Raw genomic sequence first — 17,367 nt, forward strand, 5'->3', positions numbered from 1 at the left:
TCATCAACTTGAAATGGTTGGATCCAATACCGATATGATTGCGGGCCGCTAATCGGCCGTGAAATGAATTCGTAACGGTGGAACTGATTAAAGAGTCTCCATCATTAAACTTCGCCAGCATGGATAACCTGCCACCATGTGCTGTATGCAGCGTCGATTTGGCGCATCGCACGTTGCGAAAGATGGTGTATCTCTTAGCTGAAGCAGCTCTCTTAACGCCCTAATTCCGCAGCGGCTTGCCTTTCGCCAGCATATGCTGCATGCGCTGCTGGGTTTTGACCTCGCCGAGCAGGCTGAGGAAGGCTTCGCGCTCCAGGTCGAGCAGATGCTGCTCGCTCACCACGGTTCCCGCAGGAACATCGCCGCCTGTCAGGATGTGCGCCAGCTTCTTCGCGATCAACAGATCGTGATCGCTGATATAACCGCTGCGCTTCATGTCGATGGCGCCCATCTGGAGCACGGCCCGGCCGTCACGGCCAACAACGCGGGCTTTGCCCGGCTGCGGCGGAACATAGCCTGCCCGGTCCATCTCTAATACCGCCTGCTTCGCTTCATAAATCCGATAGTCCTGGTTCATGACCACCGAATCTCCGCTGCGCCCATAACCCATGCGGATCGCTTCATGTCCGCTGGTTGACGCCTTGGCCATCGCCACCATCTCGAAGATTTTGTTAATCTCCGGCTGGAGGTCGCTGTCCTTGTCGGGATGACGGTTGCTGGTCATGAGCGCCAGCTCCTTGCAGCCGCCGCCTGCCGGAATGAGGCCAACCCCGGTCTCCACGAGACCGAAATAGGTCTCTGCCGAGAAGATGATCCGGTCGGCCGGAAGACAGGCCTCCACACCGCCGCCCAGCGTCATCCGGTGAGGCGCGGCCACAACCGGCTTCTCCAGCGCCTTCAGCTTCATCATTCTGCCCTGGAACAGTCGGATGATGTCATCCACCTCATCCCAGTCGCCGCTCTGCGCTTCCATCAGCATGAGCATCAGGTTGGCACCGACGCAGAAGTTGCGGCCTTCGTTCGCGAGCACCAGCCCGCGGTAATTCGCCCGAACCTCTTCTACGCTCTGCTGGATCATGACCAGGATATCGGCACCGATCGCATTGTTCGGGGAAGTGAATTCAAGACACGCTACGCCATCTCCGATGTCGATCAGGTTCGCCCCCGTGTTCGAGCGGATGATCCGGTTTTGCGATTTGAGCGCTTGCAGCGAGATCAGCTCAGGCTGAACCTCTACACCCTTATACTCGCCTTTGAAATAATGGAACACCTCGCCGTCCTTCTGCTGATAGAAGGACTTGTTGCCGGCGGCAATCCAGTCCTTCACCCAAGCCGGAACCGTCATGCCCTCTGCTTCCATACGCTGCACGGATTCAGGCAGTCCGATCAGATCCCACGTCTCGAATGGACCGAGCTCCCAGTTGAAACCCCATTTCATTGCGTTGTCAATGTCCTGAATGGAATCGGCGATTTCTCCCAACTTATCGGCCGCATAGACAAGCACTTGCTTCAATACATTCCAAGCCAGTTCCGAGTAACGGTCCTGCGTACCGAGGAATGCCTTGATCTTTCGCTTGGCTCCCTTCACCGCTTTGGCGGCTTCGATGGAAGCAGAGCTCACTTTGGCGCTCGGATTGTACTCCATCGTGGACAGGTTGAGCGATAAGATTTTGCTGCCTTGTTCGCTCTTTACTTTTTTATAGAATCCCTGGCCGCCCTTCTCACCGATCCAGCCGCGGGTGACGAGTTCATTCATGACATCGGGAACCGTGAACACATCCCTCTCGTTCCCGTCCGGCACGGAGTCGTACACATTTCTGGCCACATGGACAAACGTATCGATGCCAACCAAATCCAGCGTACGGAAGGTGGCGCTCTTCGGACGCCCCAGAGCAGGCCCGGTGGCTGCATCCACTTCCTCCACGGTATAACTGTTCTTCACCATCTCTTGCAATGTGACAAGGAGCCCATAGGTGCCAATCCGGTTTGAGATGAAGTTCGGCGTATCTTTCGCCAGCACTACCCCTTTACCAAGGCGCTTCGTGCAGAAATCAACCATAAACTTCGTAATGTCTGGATCGGTGTCATAACCCGGGATAATCTCCAGCAGCTTCATATGACGCGGCGGATTGAAGAAATGGGTCCCCAGGAAGTGGCTGCGGAATTCCTCGCTGCAGTCCTCGACCATCGCATTAACGGAAATGCCGGAGGTATTCGTGCTGACGATCGCCCCTTCTTTACGCACGCTCTCAATCTGTTTGAAGATGCTTTTCTTGATTTCCAGACGCTCCGTGACCACCTCAATGATCCAGTCCACGTCCTTCAGTTGGCTCAGATGATCCTCGGTATTGCCCGGGGTGATCCGGCCCACAAAATCAGCGCTGTACAGCGGAGCCGTGCTGGATTTAGGGAGAGAGGCAATCGCTTTGGAGGCCAGCCTGTTTCGTACCTTCGGATGATCCAGCGACAATCCGGCTTTTTCCTCTTCCGCGGTTAAGGAACTCGGAACGATGTCGAGCAGCAGGCAGGGAATGCCTGCGTTGGCGAGATGGGCGGCGATCCCCGACCCCATGACGCCCGAGCCGATCACGGCGGCTTTGGTTATGTTTCGACTTGCGATACCGGAACCGCTGACGGATTCCTTGGTAATGGTATTACTCATTGCACAACGACCTCCTGTTCATGGATTTCGGATAGACCGAATACGGATAACTCCAGGATTTCTGCGATATCTCGCGTTTTTACGCTTTCTTCCACTTCCTTCAGCTTCGTGCCGTCCTCCAGCATCGTCAGACAGAACGGACAGGCTGAACTGATCATCGTCGGGGATACGGCAAGCGCCTGCTCGGTGCGTGCCAGATTCACGCGCTTGCCCGCGTCTTCCTCCATCCACATCTGCCCGCCGCCGGCCCCGCAGCACATCCCGTTCTCGCGATTCCGCTCCATCTCCAGGAGCTCAACGCCAGGAATGGCGCGAAGCACGCTGCGCGGCTGATCGTACACCTCGTTATACCGTCCCAGGTAGCAGGAGTCATGATAAGTAATTTTCTCCTGAACCTGATATTTAGGCTGAAGACGCCCTTCCTTCACCAGCTGGTCCAGCAGCTCCGTATGATGAATGACCTCGGCTTCAAGCCCAAACTCCGGGTACTCGTTCTTCAAAATATTGAAGGTATGCGGACAAGCTGTAACGATTCGTTTCACATCGTATTTCTGGAATGTCTCGATGTTCTCCGTGCACAGCTGCTGGAACAGAAATTCATTGCCCATGCGGCGCGGCGTATCGCCCGAATTCTTCTCCTCGTTGCCGAGAATGGCGAAGTTGACACCCGCTTCATTCATAAGCCGGACAAAAGCCTTGGTGATCTTGCGGCTGCGATTGTCGTAAGAGCCCATGGAGCCGACAAAGAACAGCACGTCGAAATCCGGGTTTTCCTTCACGGTCGGAATCTTCAGATCCAACGTCCCTTCCGGGTCGACCTCCTTCACCCACTTGCTCCGGTCCGCGCGGCTGATTCCCCAAGGGTTGCCTTGTCGCTCGATGTTTTGCATCGCGCGCTGGCCTTCCTGCGGCACGCTGCCCTCCATTAGAACGAGATGACGCCGAAGATCCACGATTTTGTCAACATGCTCATTCGCGACCGGGCACTGATCCTCGCAGTTGCGACAGGTCGTGCACGCCCAAATCTCTTCTTCCGTCATGACGCCGCCGATCAATTGAATGTCCTTCGGGTCTACGCCCTCGACCTGATGCCAAGAGCGCTTCTGCACGTCCATCGTCGGACCGATATCGGTAATGCCCTCGCCCTTCCAGCCAACAAGCACCAGATCCGTCGCAGCCATTGTATGGACGCCGGGCGATCCAAACACCGAGGCTGGCATCCACGCTGATTTGGAGGTGAGCGCGGCACCTTTTTCCGTGAGATGATCCCTAAGCTTCACAATCATGTGCATCGGCGACAGCAGCTTGCCTGTATTTGATGCCGGGCATACGTTGGTGCACCTTCCACACTCGACGCAAGCATAGAAATCGAGCATCTGCTTCTGCGTGAAGTCCTCGATTTTGCCTACCCCGAATTCCTCCGCCTCTTCATCCTCCAGATCCAGCTTGCTGAGCTTGCCCGGGGGATCGGTGCGGCGGACCAGAATGTTGATCGGCGCTGTAATGAGGTGAAAATGCTTCGATTGCGGGACATAGATGAGGAAAGACAACAGAATCAACAGGTGCAGCCACCAGAACAGGTAATAACAAACCGTCACCGCCACCGGCGGCATCCAGGCAAACACGGCCGCAATGCTGGATGAGATCGGGGCCATTGCCGACCACGCCAGTCCTTCCATGAGCCGTTCAAAAGCCATCGTCAGCAGCACCGAAGCCATCAGCGTGGTGATGAAAAACACGACAATGCTTGGCTTCCAGCCCCGCTTGAGCCGTTTCAGCTTCTCGCCATAGCGGCGATAGGCCGCATAACCGATAGCGAGCAGGATCAGCGCAACCGTAATCTCCTGCATAAAGATAAAGCCGGCGTGTCCCGGGATCGGCAGGCTGTGGCCGGACAATCCCTTCCAGATGATGTCGAGCGCACCGAACTGTAAAATGATAAATCCGTAAAATACGATAAAGTGCATGATGCCGCTCTTGCGGTCCTTAAAAAGCTTGCTCTGTCCGAATACCTGGATAGCGAATTGACTCAGGCGTTCCTTCAGGTCCTTCTTCAGATTCGCTGGCTTGCCCAAACGGATATACAGGTACCGGCGATACACTATGGTGGCGAACATGTACACCGCCCAACCGGTGATCAAGACAAAGAGCAGTGCATTGATTAAGGTTAGAATCATCTCTCTCAGCCCCTTGCGTTAAAAAATCCTTCTTTCTTCTGGTAGTCTGGTGCAGCGTCCCATTTTCCGAAGCTCCTGTCACTCCTTCCTAACTCTCGTCATATGTCCATGTCGGGATAATATATGAAGCGCTTTCATTGCGAGAACAAAAATAGACCTCCACATCGTGCCGTGCCGACCACGCTAAACCGAACTTCATCTTTTCTGGCTGCATCTCTTCATCCGTACAACGCTCTCATCTGTACTTGCCTGCGGATACCCAGTGACTTGTTTCTTCCGGTTGAACTGCCGTCTATTGCTCTGATATGAACGCCTTATTCTGCTGCTCTGATCCATCTGCTTCATCCATTTCGCGCTTCTTCGTAACCCATCGTTGACAACGACATGAACGTATTTTATGATGGATACAAGAAATGAATGAGTATTCATTCATAATTTTAACTGTATTCTAACATCGGGGTGAGCATATGACAAGTAAAAAAAATGAAAAATACCACCTTATTCTCCAGGGCGCCCTGAAAGTATTCGCCGAGAACGGCTACCACCGGTCCCAGGTATCCAAGATCGCCAAGGCCGCCGGCGTGGCTGACGGCACCATCTATTTATACTTTAAGAGGAAGGAGGATATCCTGATCCGCCTGTTTCAGGAAAAGCTTGGCGAACTGGTCGGCAAATTCCACGAAAGCGTGGAAGGAACCACGGATGCCGTGGAAGCACTGCGGACGGTTTGCAGCATCCATTTCTCGGAGCTGGAGAGCAATCCTGAGCTTGCTTATGTCACGCAGATTGAGCTGCGGCAGAGCGATCTGGAGCTGCGCAAGGAAATCGGCAGCGCATTGAAGCCATATATTGTGCTGATCGAGAATATCCTGGAACAGGGCATCAAAGAACAGAAATTCCGTTCCGATCTGAACGTCAAACTGGTGCGCAACCTGATTTTTGGCGCGATGGATGAAGCGGTAACCTCTTGGCTGATCTCCGGCCGCAAGTATTCTCTGTCCGATCAGGCGGATGAGACGCTTAGCTTTTTCCTGAACGGTGTTTCCAGCGGACAATAAGTCCCGCTGATATTCATATTGAAGGGAGCGTTTAACCGATGAAGATTGTGGTATTGCTTAAACAGACCTTTGACACGGAGGAAAAAATTACGATTGAGAACGGATCGATTGCCGAGGATGGGGTGAAATTCGTAATCAATCCGTATGACGAATATGCGGTGGAAGAAGCCGTGAAGCTTCGGGATGACCACGGCGGCAGCGTGACACTCCTGTCCGTCGGACCGGATCGTACGGCAGAGGCCTTGCGGACTGCGCTGGCCATGGGTGCTGATGATGCCGTGCTGATCTCCGACGAGCGGATTCCTGACGATGAATATGCGGTATCGAAGGTGCTGCATGCGTATTTGTCCAAGGAAAGCCCGGATCTGATCCTTGGCGGCAACTTCTCCGTGGACCGCGGTTCGGGTCAGGTGGCCATTCGCCTGGCGAGCCTTCTCGGTATTTCGCATACCGGCTCCATTACCAAGCTTACGCTGAACGGTACCACGGCTGAAGTGCATCGGGATGCCGAAGGCGATCTTGAAGTGCTGGAGGTTCAGCTCCCAGCGATCTTCACGGCACAGCAGGGATTGAACGAACCCCGCTATCCATCGCTGCCTGGCATCATGAAGGCCAAGAAGAAGCCTTTTCAAACGCTGACCCTTGATGATCTCGGGTTATCGGAAGCCGATATCCAGCCGGCAACAAAGCAAAGCGAGCTGTCCCTGCCGCCGGAGCGAAGTGCCGGACGTATTCTGAAGGGTGAGCCCGCCGAAGTGGCACATGAGCTGGTATCCTTGCTCCGCACCCAGTCGAAAGTGATCTAATGAACGGGTGAACGGGTGTACCCTTTGACACCCGCTATTGAATGCGGTTACACGGAACCGACAGAGGGCCATGTCATCATTCCTTATGTATTCTGATTGTATGGTTTACGGGATGTCCGTCATGCACGCTTTTCGCTTGATACGTTTCGCGAATCCGGAGCAGCAGCGGTCGGAGGAAATCTCCTGAATTCGCTTAGGTTGCTCAGGCTGGTTAAATCGTCAAACTCTCTTCACTTCAATCTCAAATGGATCCTAGGAGGTTATGATATGAGCAAAACGATATTAGTGTATGCCGAGAACCGGGATGGAAAGCTGCGCCAGGTTGCCCTCGAGACGCTTGGTGCAGCTCGTTTGATTGCTGGTGACGGTGACAGCATCCGCATTCTGGTCGCAGGCTCGAATATTACCGAGGCCGTATCGGCCCTGCACGCCTATGGCGCCGATACCATCTATACGGTTGAGCATGATGATCTGGAAAACTATAATCCTGAAGCTTATATGGCTGCCATTGAAGCGGTTATCAATCAGGCGCAGTCGGATGCCGTACTTTTCGGACATACAGCTATCGGCCGCGATTTAGCACCACTCGTCGCCGCTTCCCTGAATGCAGGGCAAATTTCCGACGTAACCGCGATCGAGACCGAAGGTGGAGAAGCGGTGTTCACGCGTCCGCTCTATGCGGGTAAAGCTTTTGAGAAGCGCGTCTTCCAGAACGGACCGTGGGTGGTCACGGTGCGTCCGAACAATATTCCTGCAGCGGAAGCCATCGAAGGCATGAGCGCCAGCATTGAGGATATCGCTTATCCGGCTCCCTCCCTTCGTTCCGTAGTAAAGGACGTCGTTCGCAAAACCACGGGAAAGATCGACCTCTCGGAAGCCAAAATCGTCATTTCCGGCGGTCGCGGCGTGAAGAGTGCGGAAGGCTTCCAGCCGCTGGAGGAGCTCGCGGACCTGCTCGGCGGGGCCGTCGGCGCATCGCGCGGAGCCTGTGATGCCGGCTACTGCGATTACGCGCTCCAGATCGGGCAGACCGGCAAAGTGGTCACGCCCGAGATCTATATTGCCTGCGGCATTAGCGGCGCCATCCAGCATTTGGCCGGCATGAGCCAATCGCGAGTCATTATCGCCATCAACAAGGACCCGGAGGCACCGATCTTCAAGGTAGCTGATTACGGCATCGTCGGCGATCTGTTCGATATCGTCCCGCTGCTGACGGAGGAATTCCGCAAGGTCCTGGTATCGTAAGACTTCTAATGGTTTATCCCACGATACATGTCAAAAAAGGCTGCTCCAAAAGGTCCAAGGGACCTGGGGCAGCCTTTTACTTCGTAAGTTTTGCCGTAATAATGACCCTTCGACTATGAATCATTCCTGGGGGGCAGCCTCGTCAGTGGGATGCAAAACAGGGTCTAGCGTATCACCTTTAAGAACCAAACCGCTTCAGCAGCTTCTGCTGATGGGCAGTAAATGCTTCTTCCAGCGAAATGCCATAAAGATCCGCCAACAGTGAAATGTTGCCGAGCACGTCGCCGATCTCCTCCACCAAATCCTGCTTGAGCTGTTCCTTGGATTGAACCTCCTCGTCGGGGCGGTCCCTGCCGATCTCATAAGCGCGGACGGCACGCGCCGTTTCCCCTGTCTCCTCCATCAAAAACCCAACGCGAATAAAGGGGCCGTACTCGGTCCAGCCTCGCTCCCCGTAAAACTGTTTAATCCATTGCTGCGCTTCATTCATATCCATGCTTGTGCTACCTCCGCGATTCCCTGGGATCACTTAACCTTTACTTTTTACATAATTCAAGATCAAACTCATGATAATGCTAACATGTATGCCATAATATAAGTAGGTGCCATCTGATGAGCATTAACAGTATAGTCCATCGACGCCATGACATAAATCACTATATATAGTATAATTACTCAAATGAAATATCAACATCTTGTCAAGGAGTGTGCGAATTGAAATCTATATGTGTATTTGCAGGATCGAACATGGGCGAACACCCAGACTATAAAGCGAAAGCTGCCGAGCTCGGCAGACACATTGCCCACAACCAATACAAGCTCGTATACGGCGGCTCCAAAATCGGATTGATGGGTGAAGTAGCTAACGCCGTTCTGCAGCATGGCGGTGAAGTTATCGGTGTGATGCCGAGCGGACTGTTTAAAGGTGAGATTGTACATACCGAGCTGACCCAGCTCATTGAAGTAGCGGATATGCATGAGCGCAAAGCGACGATGGCTAAGCTGTCCGATGGGTTTATCGCCATGCCGGGCGGTTTTGGAACCTTTGAGGAATTGTTCGAAGTATTGTGCTGGTCGCAAATCGGAATTCATCAGAAGCCGATTGGGCTGCTCAATGTCCGGGAGTATTATGAACCGTTCATGAAGCTGATTCAGTACAGTATCACGGAAGGTTTCTCCAATGCCTCCCACTTAAACCTGATCAACATCTCCGATGACCCGCTCAAGCTGCTCGAGCTCATGGATAGCTACACGCCTCCGACGCTGGACTTGAAGTGGAAGGACCTGGATTAAAAGGCGTTTGCGGAGAATAGCGACATTCCCCCACATTCAGGGGAAGCCTTGTACTCACAAGTAGGTTGATGCGTATTTATGACCTTCTCCACAGATCGACCGTATCCCGTAACGAAAGGCACCGGACCCCCGGTGCCTTTTTGTTTTTGCAATATTGACGAGTATTACACAAAACCGCCATTCACGCGGATCGTTTGACCTGTGATCCATTTCGATTCTTCGCCGGCCAGAAAGAGGACGGCCCCTGCAACATCGTCCGGTTCCCCCAGACGTCCGAAAGCATTCATGTTTGCAATTCCCGCGATCTGTTCCTCCGATTTGCCAACCGTAAAGAGCTCCGTATTAATCGGTCCGGGCGCCACAGCGTTAATTCTAATTCCTTTGGGTCCGAATTCTTTAGCCAACTGACGCGTAAACTGCTCTACAGCGCCCTTCGTGCCAGCATATACGCTGTACGCCGGGAACATTTGCCCAACTACAGACGTCGAGAAATTGATGATACGCCCGCCCGAATTCATATGGTGAAAAGCCTGCTGGATCGCAAAATAAGTCCCCTTCACATTAATCGCAAACTGCTGATCGAAATCTTCCTCCGTCATGGCCGCAATCGGCTTGGTTGTCATGATGCCGGCATTGTTCACGAGTATATCGATTCCGCCATAAGCCTCGATTGTTTCACTAAACAAACGTTCAATTGCTGCTACCTGACTTATATCGGCTTGAATGGCCCGGGCTTCGCTGCCGCCTTGCTTAATGGCGCTCACCACTTCCTCAGCTTTAGCGGGGCTGCTCGCATAGTTTATAACCACCTTAGCCCCGTTTTCCGCAAGCCTCTCCGCAATTTCACGCCCGATGCCTCTTGATGCTCCCGTTACGATAGCTACCTTGCCCGATAAACTCTTTGTCATGATACAACCTCCCGCATAGGAATTAGGTGCACGAATATCTCATCAGATGGATCCTCTGATCTGTACGTCTTTTTTGTAATTTGATTATATGTCTCCACATAACAAATTACAAGTGACAATTTTATATTTTTGTCACTTGTAATTGAATGAGAACAAAAAAGACGCTATCTCATGCGAGTATCGCCAAGAATAGCATCTTTTTAACGTAAGTGGTGATCTCACCGTGCTAGCTCCCGCGGTGCTTTTTGCGGTATACGGCGGCCGCGAGCACTGCTTAGTTCCCGCTTACTATTATTCTCGCCTGTTTACTGTTTTGTGATTCCAGATAACAATAGCGCCCACACCGAGTCAAAATCGGCTTCAATCTCCTTCGAGGTCCACTGAGAGGCATGCGCCGGATGGTGAAACAGGGACGTTGCCATGAAAAAAGCTTTTGCCACCGACTCCGACTGGCCCGGCTTAAATTCACCGGTAAACATCCCTTGATCGATGATCTGGGCAATCTGTCCGATTAACAGCCTCACATGCGTATCAATCACCTTGACGGCGTCCAGCGTCACGGTCGTATACATGGCAAACATCTCGGGATCCTCAAGGACATAAGCCCGTTTGGCCCGGATGAGGGTATCCATCCATAACCGCAAGCGATCGGCGGCGCTGCCTTCCGTTCCGTCTGCAATCTTCTGTAACGGATCCGCAATCCGCTGCAGCCATCGTTCCGTTACGGCTTCTCTCAGAGCGGCCTTGCTGGGAAAATGCCGGTATAGAGATCCATGGCTCACTTGAAGCGCCTTGGCAACATCGACAACCGAGGTCTTGTCAGGGCCATAGCGCCGAAGCGTCTGCTCGGCAGCGTCCAATATGGCTTCTTTCGTTAATGGTTGATCATGTGACATAGGTTCAATGAGCATAGAGACCTTGGATTTTCCGCCCAACTGCCCATCTTTACGCCCCCTCTCTGTTGAACACATTATAACAAACCATCATTCAATATCAATATTGAACTTTTGTTATTTGTTATACCTGGAATCCCCTCTTCATACCCTTGATTACACCCCCTCATGGATTGTTATAATAGCTTCATTAATCCGGATTTAACCTAAATAACATGAAGAAAGCGAGTGCTGTCCATGGCTAAGCTGGACTATCTGTTATCCATCCTATGGCTGCTTCGATCCCATAAAAAAATGACAGCCGAGCAATTGGCGGAGAGACTTGAGTTAAGTGTCCGAACGGTCTACCGATATATCGACACACTGGGTATGAGCGGAGTCCCCATCATATCCGAATCGGGGCATGGCGGGGGGTTCAGGCTGCCCGACCCTTTTTTAAGCGTGCCGCTGTTCTTCGAACTAACTGAGCTTAAAGCCATGGAACATAGTGTGCTTCTTGCCCGGCAAGCGGACTATCCGTTTACGGATGCTCTTGAAAAAGCACGAACTAAAATTGAACACCGTCTTCAGGAATCCCAATTGGAAGACTTGAGGCGTCATGTCGGCAGCATCCATATCCCCTCGCCATCCCAGAGTGCCTTGCTTCACCCTATGTTGCGCGAGTTAGAGCAAGCCATTGCCAGTCGGGAAACCCTGATCCTTCAATATGCGAAGTCCTTCAGCGGCTCCGCGGAGGAGCGCCACATTGATCCCTATGGGCTGATCTACCGGCTCGGCAAATGGTATTTGATTGCCTATTGCCATCAACGGGAAGCCCTCCGTGTATTCCGGGTAGATCGGATGAACAGCCTGTCCTTAACAGGCCGCACGTTTGAAATGCCGGAGCATTTCTCGGTACATGACTACATGAGCCGTATTCATGAGTATCAGGATCAGAATACGAAGGAGAACGAAACGACGTTGGTAACCGTTCGCCTTCAAGGGCTCACCGAGGTCCTGGACGCGATATGCAACCAGTGGTTCCTGCAGCCTTATCTTGTCACAAGAAGAACTGACGACGAGGCCGAATTCCGGATGCATCCGGATTGGATGCTGCAATACATGCCTTATCTGCTGCTTTCTTATGGCAGGGGAATTAATGTACTTGAGCCTCAGCAGCTGCGAACCATTCTTTCCGAGACAGCCCGAGACCTGGCCGCATATTACGAGGGATGATCCTTCGATAACTTCAGATAACTTCACTGACTCCTATGCAGTCAGTGAAGTTGGTTTATGATAGCCGTAAATCATGACCAAAAAGGAGAGATTTACGTATGACGCTTCCTAAACTCGATCTAGCCAAAAGCGATAAAACCTATTACACAGCCGGGAACACCCCTGAGCTTGTGCAGTTCGACCCCTTGCTCTATCTGTCATTCGAAGGTCAAGGTGCGCCCGAAAGCTCTCTTTTCGAGGATGCTACCGAGGCGCTTTATACCGTTGCCTATGGCGTTAAGGGACATTGCAAGGCGGAAATTCAGGATTTTACCGTTCCTAAACTTGAAGGACAATGGTGGGTGAACTCGGATCGGTACGGTTTGGAGGTTCCGAAAGAGGAATGGCATTGGAAGCTGCTCATTCGGATGCCGGCGTTCGTCACCCCGGAGATCGTAAGTTCCGCGCGGGACAAAGCCTTCTCCAAGAAAAATCATCTGGAACCCATTCAACAAGTGGTATTGGAAACGATCCATGAGGGACTATGCGTCCAAATCATGCATATCGGCCCCTACAGCACGGAGCCTGATACGTTGGCGAAAATGTATGCCTACATGGAACAGCATCATTACGTCCAGGACGGGCTGCATCATGAGATTTATTTGTCCGATCCACGAAAAGCCGCCGCCGCCTCCATGAAAACCATTCTCCGTGCTCCTGTAAGACAGGAGAATTTGAACTAATAGAGAATTAGAGCGCACGTCCACTCTGCAAAAACCATCCCAACCAAAAGGGGGAGCCAGCTGATTGCCGGCTCCCTCCCTTATTTTATATTCATTCTATATCTTAATTTTATCCGTCTGTCTGTCTATCTCTTACGAATGCTTAGCAGCGAATTGCCGTTCTTCATAAACTCATAAGGCACAGTGACTTCCGCTACCCGGTAGCCTTCTGCCTCCAGCTCATGAATCAAGCGGTCCAAATGGCCGTAACGACTCCCCGATAAATCGGTCAACGGGAAGATGCGCACCTCTTCCGAGGCCACTCGCAGCAGCTCCCGAATCGTCTGGACATGAAAGTCATAATCCAATCGGTCACTGTACATAAACAGAAAATGGGCGGACAGCACCAGGTGAAACTGTTCGTTAGCAAAAGGCAGCTCCGGCAGTACTGCAGCGACATAGCGATTCGGAAACTCCCTCATATCCTGGACACAGTCACGGAGCGCTTGCTGGCGATGCCGACGAAGCCCCTTTACATCTCCGTAATAGTCCCAAACATAATTACTCTTCGCCTGTTCCATCGTTTCCATCGCATGCCCGATATCCTGCAGTCCCTTGGCCTCCAGGTCATCCGGCTTGTGATCATAGGCAATATCACTGGCCGTGATATCGAGACCATGCTTCGAACCGTGAGCGGTGAACGAACACGCTCCGGAGGGGCAATCCAATATGCTTTTGCCGGTAAGCTCTGACATTTCCAAATCAAACATAAACGTGTACTCTTCAAACGTGCGGCCAATAAATACAACCCGGTCCAATTCCTGTTTCGTCTTGCCTTGACTCTGCTCAGCTCTACTCATCTCTTCTCACCTCAGCTATTTATTGTGGGTGCGGGTGCGACCACTACTTCCCACATCCGTAAGCATATATTACCATATGATGGAATTCCGGATAACCCTTATATTTATTCACAGAATCCCAAACTCCACTCGGCTTTCAACCGTTCTATTTATATTATAATATGGATAACTAACTTATTTCGGAGGGGATTTCCTTATGTTACCTTATCCTGCGGCTACGACCAGAGAAGAGAAAATGAACATCATTCATCAAATCAAAGACCGGCTGCTTCAATTGCACGGCGATGACATTCTGGCCATTGGCCTGTACGGCTCGATCGCGCAAGGGATTGATGGCCCTTACTCGGACATTGAACTTCAAGTTGTTACACAGGACGGAGTCTCCCTTACCGGACACGAATTCATATACCCCCCTTTCAAAATCGAAATCGGCATGGAACAAAAACAGGACATACTGAAGGCTGCCGCGTCTGTGGACGACTCATGGGCGATTACAGCTGGCGCTTATGTCCATCTACAGGAAATCTACGATCCGGCGAACCTGCTCGCTGAGATTCGGAAGCTGCCCCTCCAGGTTTCAGAGGAAGCCATCAAAGAAACGATGCGGGTATTCATGATCTGGGAACCCTACGAAACGATGGGCAAAATACGAAACAACGTCCAATCCGGTAACTTTAGCTACCTCCCGCTCGGGGCCAAAGATCTGACCTGGCAGGCCGCCAAGCTGATTGGACTTGCCAACCGAACATTTTACAATACAAGAGCCAAGACATTGGAGGAATCACTGTCCCTGAAATCCAGGCCTTCCGGATACGATGAACTGGCGCAATTGGTCATGCGAGGTCAGCTTCTCCAGATCGATCATGTATATGAGCTTTGTGAACAGCTCTGGACCGGACTGAACGCATGGTATGAAAAAATGAATATTGAATATAAATCTAAAGAGCTTCCATTCTGATGGAGGCTCTTGCTTTGTGTTATGCATAAAATGCTGATCATTCTCAATCTTATATTGACACATGTCATATTCTGGAACTACGCTGTGTAAGAGCGCATTTCTTACATACGATGAAAGATCGCTTTACGCAACGCCTGAATGATCATAAAAGGAAGTGAGTATTTATCATGCAAATTCAATTGAGTAGACCGCCGGATTACAGACCTCCTTATTGGCTGCCGCTTACAACCATCCTCACCGTCATACTCTTTATCTCTCTCATGCTGTGGTTTGAGAAGCCGCCGCAGGCCAGGGGCATCGATGCACCCGCAACCGAGTTCTCTGCCGAACGTGCGATGGCGCATGTCAATCGGATTGCGCAAGAACCCCACCCGATAGGTTCGCCTGCCAATGCCGAAGTCAGAGCTTACTTGGTGGAACAGATGAAGCAGCTCGGCTTGAACCCGGACGTTCAAGAATTTAATGACCGCCTGACAACCAAGTATATCGACGCCGACATTCAACTTACGAATATTCTGGGCGTCATTAAGGGCACCGGATTGGGCAAACCGCTCCTGCTTATGTCCCATTATGACTCGGTCCCTACCGGACCCGGAGCGAATGATGCTTCGGTAAGTGTAGCTTCATTGCTGGAAACGACAAGAGCGATCCAAGCCGGGCCTCCACCGCAGAATGACATATGGATTCTGCTGACAGACGGGGAGGAGAAAGGCCTGCTGGGGGCTGAAGTGTTCTTCCGTGACCCACAGCATCGTGAGGTTGGCATGATTGCGAATTTTGAAGCCCGAGGATCAAAAGGCTCCTCCCTTATGTTCCAGACCAGCGACAACAATAGTCGGATCATTGAAGAATACGCCAAGGCCGTATCCAATCCTGTCAGCAACTCTCTCTTGGTGGACCTCTACAAACAACTGCCGAACGATACCGATCTGACGGTGGCGTTGGAGCATGGTCTCCCGGGACTGAACTTTGCCTATGGCGATGGGTGGGCAGCCTATCATACCCCGATGGACAACACGGAGAACGTCTCCCTTGAAACCATGCAGCATCAAGGCGAGAATGCACTCGCCATGGCAAAGCATTTTGGCAATCTCGACTTGACTGACCTGGCTTCAACAGACGACCGTATTTACTTCAATCTATTTGGCCTGCTGGTTCATTACCCTGCAAAATGGGCGGTCCCGATCACCGTGGTGTTCGCGGCGATATGGCTGGCTTTCGCGGTATTGTTTGCCCGCATCTCTAGACTCTCCCTAAAGGGAAGTTTGATCAGCTTGCTAACCTCGATTCTGGCCGTCGTGCTCTCGGCAGCGCTAAGCTTTGGCTTGTGGTCGCTGGTTGATACGTTGTGGGCCGGCAAAATGACGCAGCCCACAGGCGCAACCTATGATTCGTTTCTGTACAGTGTCAGCTTTATACTGGTAACCTTCATCATTCATGTTGCGCTCACCCGCTGGATCGTGCGGAAAGTGAATGAATTGGAGATGCTGCTGGCGGGCGCATTCCTGTTCCTGCTGCTGCTTGTTGGTTCAACCTGGTTCCTGCCGGGCGCAAGCTATTTATTTGCGATTCCGCTGCTGGTCCAGTTCGCGGCATTGACATGGGCGGCATTTACCCGGGACCCGATCGAATCTTTAAACCATCCGGCTGTTGTACTGGGAACGTCCCTTATCCCTGTTCTGATGTTCACTTCGGTCTTTCATATTGTGTTCCTTATGCTGCCGCCAGGGATTCACCTATTCAGCGTTGTACTGATCGGGCTGATACTTGCCATGATGTCCCCGGCTGTACGAATGCTCGCATATGCCTGGAAATGGGTACTGCCGGCTGCCTTCATCGCCGTCGTCGTTCTGCTCGCCATCGGCTGGATCCAGGCCGAACCTGGACCGGATCGACCGATTTTCGAGATGCGGTAATCATTTTCAGGCACCCTGCCTGCTGCTCAACTGCTTGAGGGTGTGACACCCGATAAACGCACCGTTATACCCATACCAAACAAGCAAACGCGCGAACTGCGTTTGCTTGTTTTTTTGGATGTGATATTGGATTGGTTTCGCCGCCGTTACTTCACGATATCTTGCCAATGCGGGGGGAGCTCATATGTCTCCAGATGTTTGTATTCCACCAGCTTGACCATACCGCCGGGAATCGTCGGAGCCACCTCAAACACAAGCCGGTCCTTTCCCACCGTAATATGGGGACCGACCGTTGGGCTGGCCTCAAGCGTAATGATGAAATGAAAACCGCGAAACCCGTTCACCCTCTTCACTTCGGTCACATCCACAAAGTAGGGATAGACAAGCGGCTGCTCCTTCAACGTATGGATATAATGCCCGCGAACCGCTTTATCGATATGAGGAAGCAGAAATAGCATCAGCATATCCTGATATTGCAGCTGTGAACTATCCTTCTTCGGTGAAGAATAGGCCCCCTCGGCATAGGACGGCAGCGGTAAACCGATAACCGTAACGACGGCAAGAATTAGACTGATGAAGCGTTTGTGCATATTTCTTTCTCGCCTCCTGCTGCAGCTCTTTATTATAGACTTCCCTAACCGATAGGGTTGATGTAACACCCACGAAATGAACGTG

15 protein-coding genes are annotated in these 17,367 nt (G+C 51.9%); 8 read left to right on the top strand and 7 right to left on the bottom strand.

Annotated elements, in window-relative coordinates; translation table 11 throughout:
• Nucleotides 1-220: 220 nt before the first annotated feature.
• Together AB4124_RS08415 and AB4124_RS08420 are read right to left on the bottom strand one after the other, a co-directional pair.
• Nucleotides 221-2,662: a 3-hydroxyacyl-CoA dehydrogenase NAD-binding domain-containing protein gene (locus AB4124_RS08415; protein WP_441972337.1), complete on the bottom strand. Its 2,442-nt coding sequence runs from the start codon at nucleotides 2,660-2,662 to the stop codon at nucleotides 221-223.
• Complete coding sequence (locus AB4124_RS08420) at nucleotides 2,659-4,839, bottom strand: (Fe-S)-binding protein (protein WP_441972339.1); 2,181 nt, start codon at nucleotides 4,837-4,839, stop codon at nucleotides 2,659-2,661. The genes AB4124_RS08415 and AB4124_RS08420 overlap by 4 nt, the downstream gene beginning before the upstream one ends.
• Before the next feature lie 467 nt (nucleotides 4,840-5,306).
• Here AB4124_RS08420 and AB4124_RS08425 point away from each other — a divergent pair, with 467 nt between their 5' ends.
• From AB4124_RS08425 to AB4124_RS08435, 3 genes are all read left to right on the top strand, one after another.
• The gene (locus AB4124_RS08425; RefSeq protein WP_076322610.1) at nucleotides 5,307-5,897 is read left to right on the top strand and encodes a TetR/AcrR family transcriptional regulator; all 591 of its coding nucleotides are present in this window, start codon (nucleotides 5,307-5,309) and stop codon (nucleotides 5,895-5,897) included.
• Nucleotides 5,898-5,935: 38 nt separating this feature from the next.
• Nucleotides 5,936-6,703, top strand: a complete 768-nt coding sequence (locus AB4124_RS08430; protein WP_441972341.1) for an electron transfer flavoprotein subunit beta/FixA family protein — start codon at nucleotides 5,936-5,938, stop codon at nucleotides 6,701-6,703.
• Between the two features lie 267 nt (nucleotides 6,704-6,970).
• Nucleotides 6,971-7,948 carry an electron transfer flavoprotein subunit alpha/FixB family protein gene (locus AB4124_RS08435; RefSeq protein ID WP_430110038.1) on the top strand — a complete coding sequence of 326 codons (978 nt, stop codon included), beginning with the start codon at nucleotides 6,971-6,973 and terminating at the stop codon, nucleotides 7,946-7,948.
• Between the two features lie 178 nt (nucleotides 7,949-8,126).
• On the opposite strand, the gene AB4124_RS08440 is transcribed toward AB4124_RS08435, so the two are convergent.
• The gene (locus AB4124_RS08440; protein ID WP_076322613.1) at nucleotides 8,127-8,444 is read right to left on the bottom strand and encodes a MazG nucleotide pyrophosphohydrolase domain-containing protein; all 318 of its coding nucleotides are present in this window, start codon (nucleotides 8,442-8,444) and stop codon (nucleotides 8,127-8,129) included.
• 218 nt (nucleotides 8,445-8,662) lie between these two features.
• On the opposite strand from AB4124_RS08440, the gene AB4124_RS08445 reads away from it, so the two are divergent.
• Nucleotides 8,663-9,241 carry a TIGR00730 family Rossman fold protein gene (locus tag AB4124_RS08445; protein ID WP_215162722.1) on the top strand — a complete coding sequence of 193 codons (579 nt, stop codon included), beginning with the start codon at nucleotides 8,663-8,665 and terminating at the stop codon, nucleotides 9,239-9,241.
• 164 nt (nucleotides 9,242-9,405) lie between these two features.
• On the opposite strand, the gene AB4124_RS08450 is transcribed toward AB4124_RS08445, so the two are convergent.
• On the bottom strand, nucleotides 9,406-10,149 hold the full coding sequence (locus AB4124_RS08450) for an SDR family oxidoreductase (RefSeq protein WP_430110033.1): 744 nt from the start codon (nucleotides 10,147-10,149) through the stop codon (nucleotides 9,406-9,408).
• A 305-nt stretch (nucleotides 10,150-10,454) separates the two neighbouring features.
• Nucleotides 10,455-11,120, bottom strand: a complete 666-nt coding sequence (locus tag AB4124_RS08455) for a TetR family transcriptional regulator (protein ID WP_441972343.1) — start codon at nucleotides 11,118-11,120, stop codon at nucleotides 10,455-10,457.
• Nucleotides 11,121-11,279: 159 nt separating this feature from the next.
• Between AB4124_RS08455 and AB4124_RS08460 the strand changes: the two genes are divergently transcribed.
• A complete protein-coding gene (locus AB4124_RS08460) occupies nucleotides 11,280-12,257 on the top strand; it encodes a helix-turn-helix transcriptional regulator (RefSeq protein WP_441972344.1) in 978 nt (325 codons plus the stop codon).
• A gap of 98 nt (nucleotides 12,258-12,355) precedes the next feature.
• Nucleotides 12,356-12,979: a GyrI-like domain-containing protein gene (locus tag AB4124_RS08465; protein ID WP_379414010.1), complete on the top strand. Its 624-nt coding sequence runs from the start codon at nucleotides 12,356-12,358 to the stop codon at nucleotides 12,977-12,979.
• A 125-nt stretch (nucleotides 12,980-13,104) separates the two neighbouring features.
• Here the strand turns inward: AB4124_RS08465 and AB4124_RS08470 are convergent, their stop codons facing one another.
• A complete protein-coding gene (locus tag AB4124_RS08470; protein ID WP_441972346.1) occupies nucleotides 13,105-13,818 on the bottom strand; it encodes an SAM-dependent methyltransferase in 714 nt (237 codons plus the stop codon).
• Nucleotides 13,819-14,014: 196 nt separating this feature from the next.
• On the opposite strand from AB4124_RS08470, the gene AB4124_RS08475 reads away from it, so the two are divergent.
• Nucleotides 14,015-14,776, top strand: a complete 762-nt coding sequence (locus tag AB4124_RS08475; RefSeq protein ID WP_339269468.1) for a kanamycin nucleotidyltransferase C-terminal domain-containing protein — start codon at nucleotides 14,015-14,017, stop codon at nucleotides 14,774-14,776.
• 167 nt (nucleotides 14,777-14,943) lie between these two features.
• Complete coding sequence (locus AB4124_RS08480; RefSeq protein WP_441972348.1) at nucleotides 14,944-16,692, top strand: M28 family peptidase; 1,749 nt, start codon at nucleotides 14,944-14,946, stop codon at nucleotides 16,690-16,692.
• 146 nt (nucleotides 16,693-16,838) lie between these two features.
• On the opposite strand, the gene AB4124_RS08485 is transcribed toward AB4124_RS08480, so the two are convergent.
• Complete coding sequence (locus AB4124_RS08485; RefSeq protein ID WP_441972350.1) at nucleotides 16,839-17,282, bottom strand: DUF3888 domain-containing protein; 444 nt, start codon at nucleotides 17,280-17,282, stop codon at nucleotides 16,839-16,841.
• Between the last annotated feature and the right edge of the window lie 85 nt (nucleotides 17,283-17,367).

Source organism: Paenibacillus sp. 2KB_20, from assembly GCF_052115765.1.
Taxonomy (GTDB): Bacteria; Bacillota; Bacilli; order Paenibacillales; family Paenibacillaceae; genus Paenibacillus_AQ.

Bases quoted from the DNA above. Each gene is read 5' to 3' on its own strand.
- AB4124_RS08450 (WP_430110033.1), bottom strand. From the start codon at position 10,149: ATGACAAAGAGTTTATCGGGCAAGGTAGCTATCGTAACGGGAGCATCA.
- AB4124_RS08480 (WP_441972348.1), top strand. From the start codon at position 14,944: ATGCAAATTCAATTGAGTAGACCGCCGGATTACAGACCTCCTTATTGG.
- AB4124_RS08470 (WP_441972346.1), bottom strand. From the start codon at position 13,818: ATGAGTAGAGCTGAGCAGAGTCAAGGCAAGACGAAACAGGAATTGGAC.
- AB4124_RS08485 (WP_441972350.1), bottom strand. From the start codon at position 17,282: ATGCACAAACGCTTCATCAGTCTAATTCTTGCCGTCGTTACGGTTATC.
- AB4124_RS08425 (WP_076322610.1), top strand. From the start codon at position 5,307: ATGACAAGTAAAAAAAATGAAAAATACCACCTTATTCTCCAGGGCGCC.
- AB4124_RS08435 (WP_430110038.1), top strand. From the start codon at position 6,971: ATGAGCAAAACGATATTAGTGTATGCCGAGAACCGGGATGGAAAGCTG.
- AB4124_RS08460 (WP_441972344.1), top strand. From the start codon at position 11,280: ATGGCTAAGCTGGACTATCTGTTATCCATCCTATGGCTGCTTCGATCC.
- AB4124_RS08420 (WP_441972339.1), bottom strand. From the start codon at position 4,839: ATGATTCTAACCTTAATCAATGCACTGCTCTTTGTCTTGATCACCGGT.
- AB4124_RS08440 (WP_076322613.1), bottom strand. From the start codon at position 8,444: ATGGATATGAATGAAGCGCAGCAATGGATTAAACAGTTTTACGGGGAG.
- AB4124_RS08430 (WP_441972341.1), top strand. From the start codon at position 5,936: ATGAAGATTGTGGTATTGCTTAAACAGACCTTTGACACGGAGGAAAAA.
- AB4124_RS08465 (WP_379414010.1), top strand. From the start codon at position 12,356: ATGACGCTTCCTAAACTCGATCTAGCCAAAAGCGATAAAACCTATTAC.
- AB4124_RS08415 (WP_441972337.1), bottom strand. From the start codon at position 2,662: ATGAGTAATACCATTACCAAGGAATCCGTCAGCGGTTCCGGTATCGCA.
- AB4124_RS08455 (WP_441972343.1), bottom strand. From the start codon at position 11,120: ATGTGTTCAACAGAGAGGGGGCGTAAAGATGGGCAGTTGGGCGGAAAA.
- AB4124_RS08475 (WP_339269468.1), top strand. From the start codon at position 14,015: ATGTTACCTTATCCTGCGGCTACGACCAGAGAAGAGAAAATGAACATC.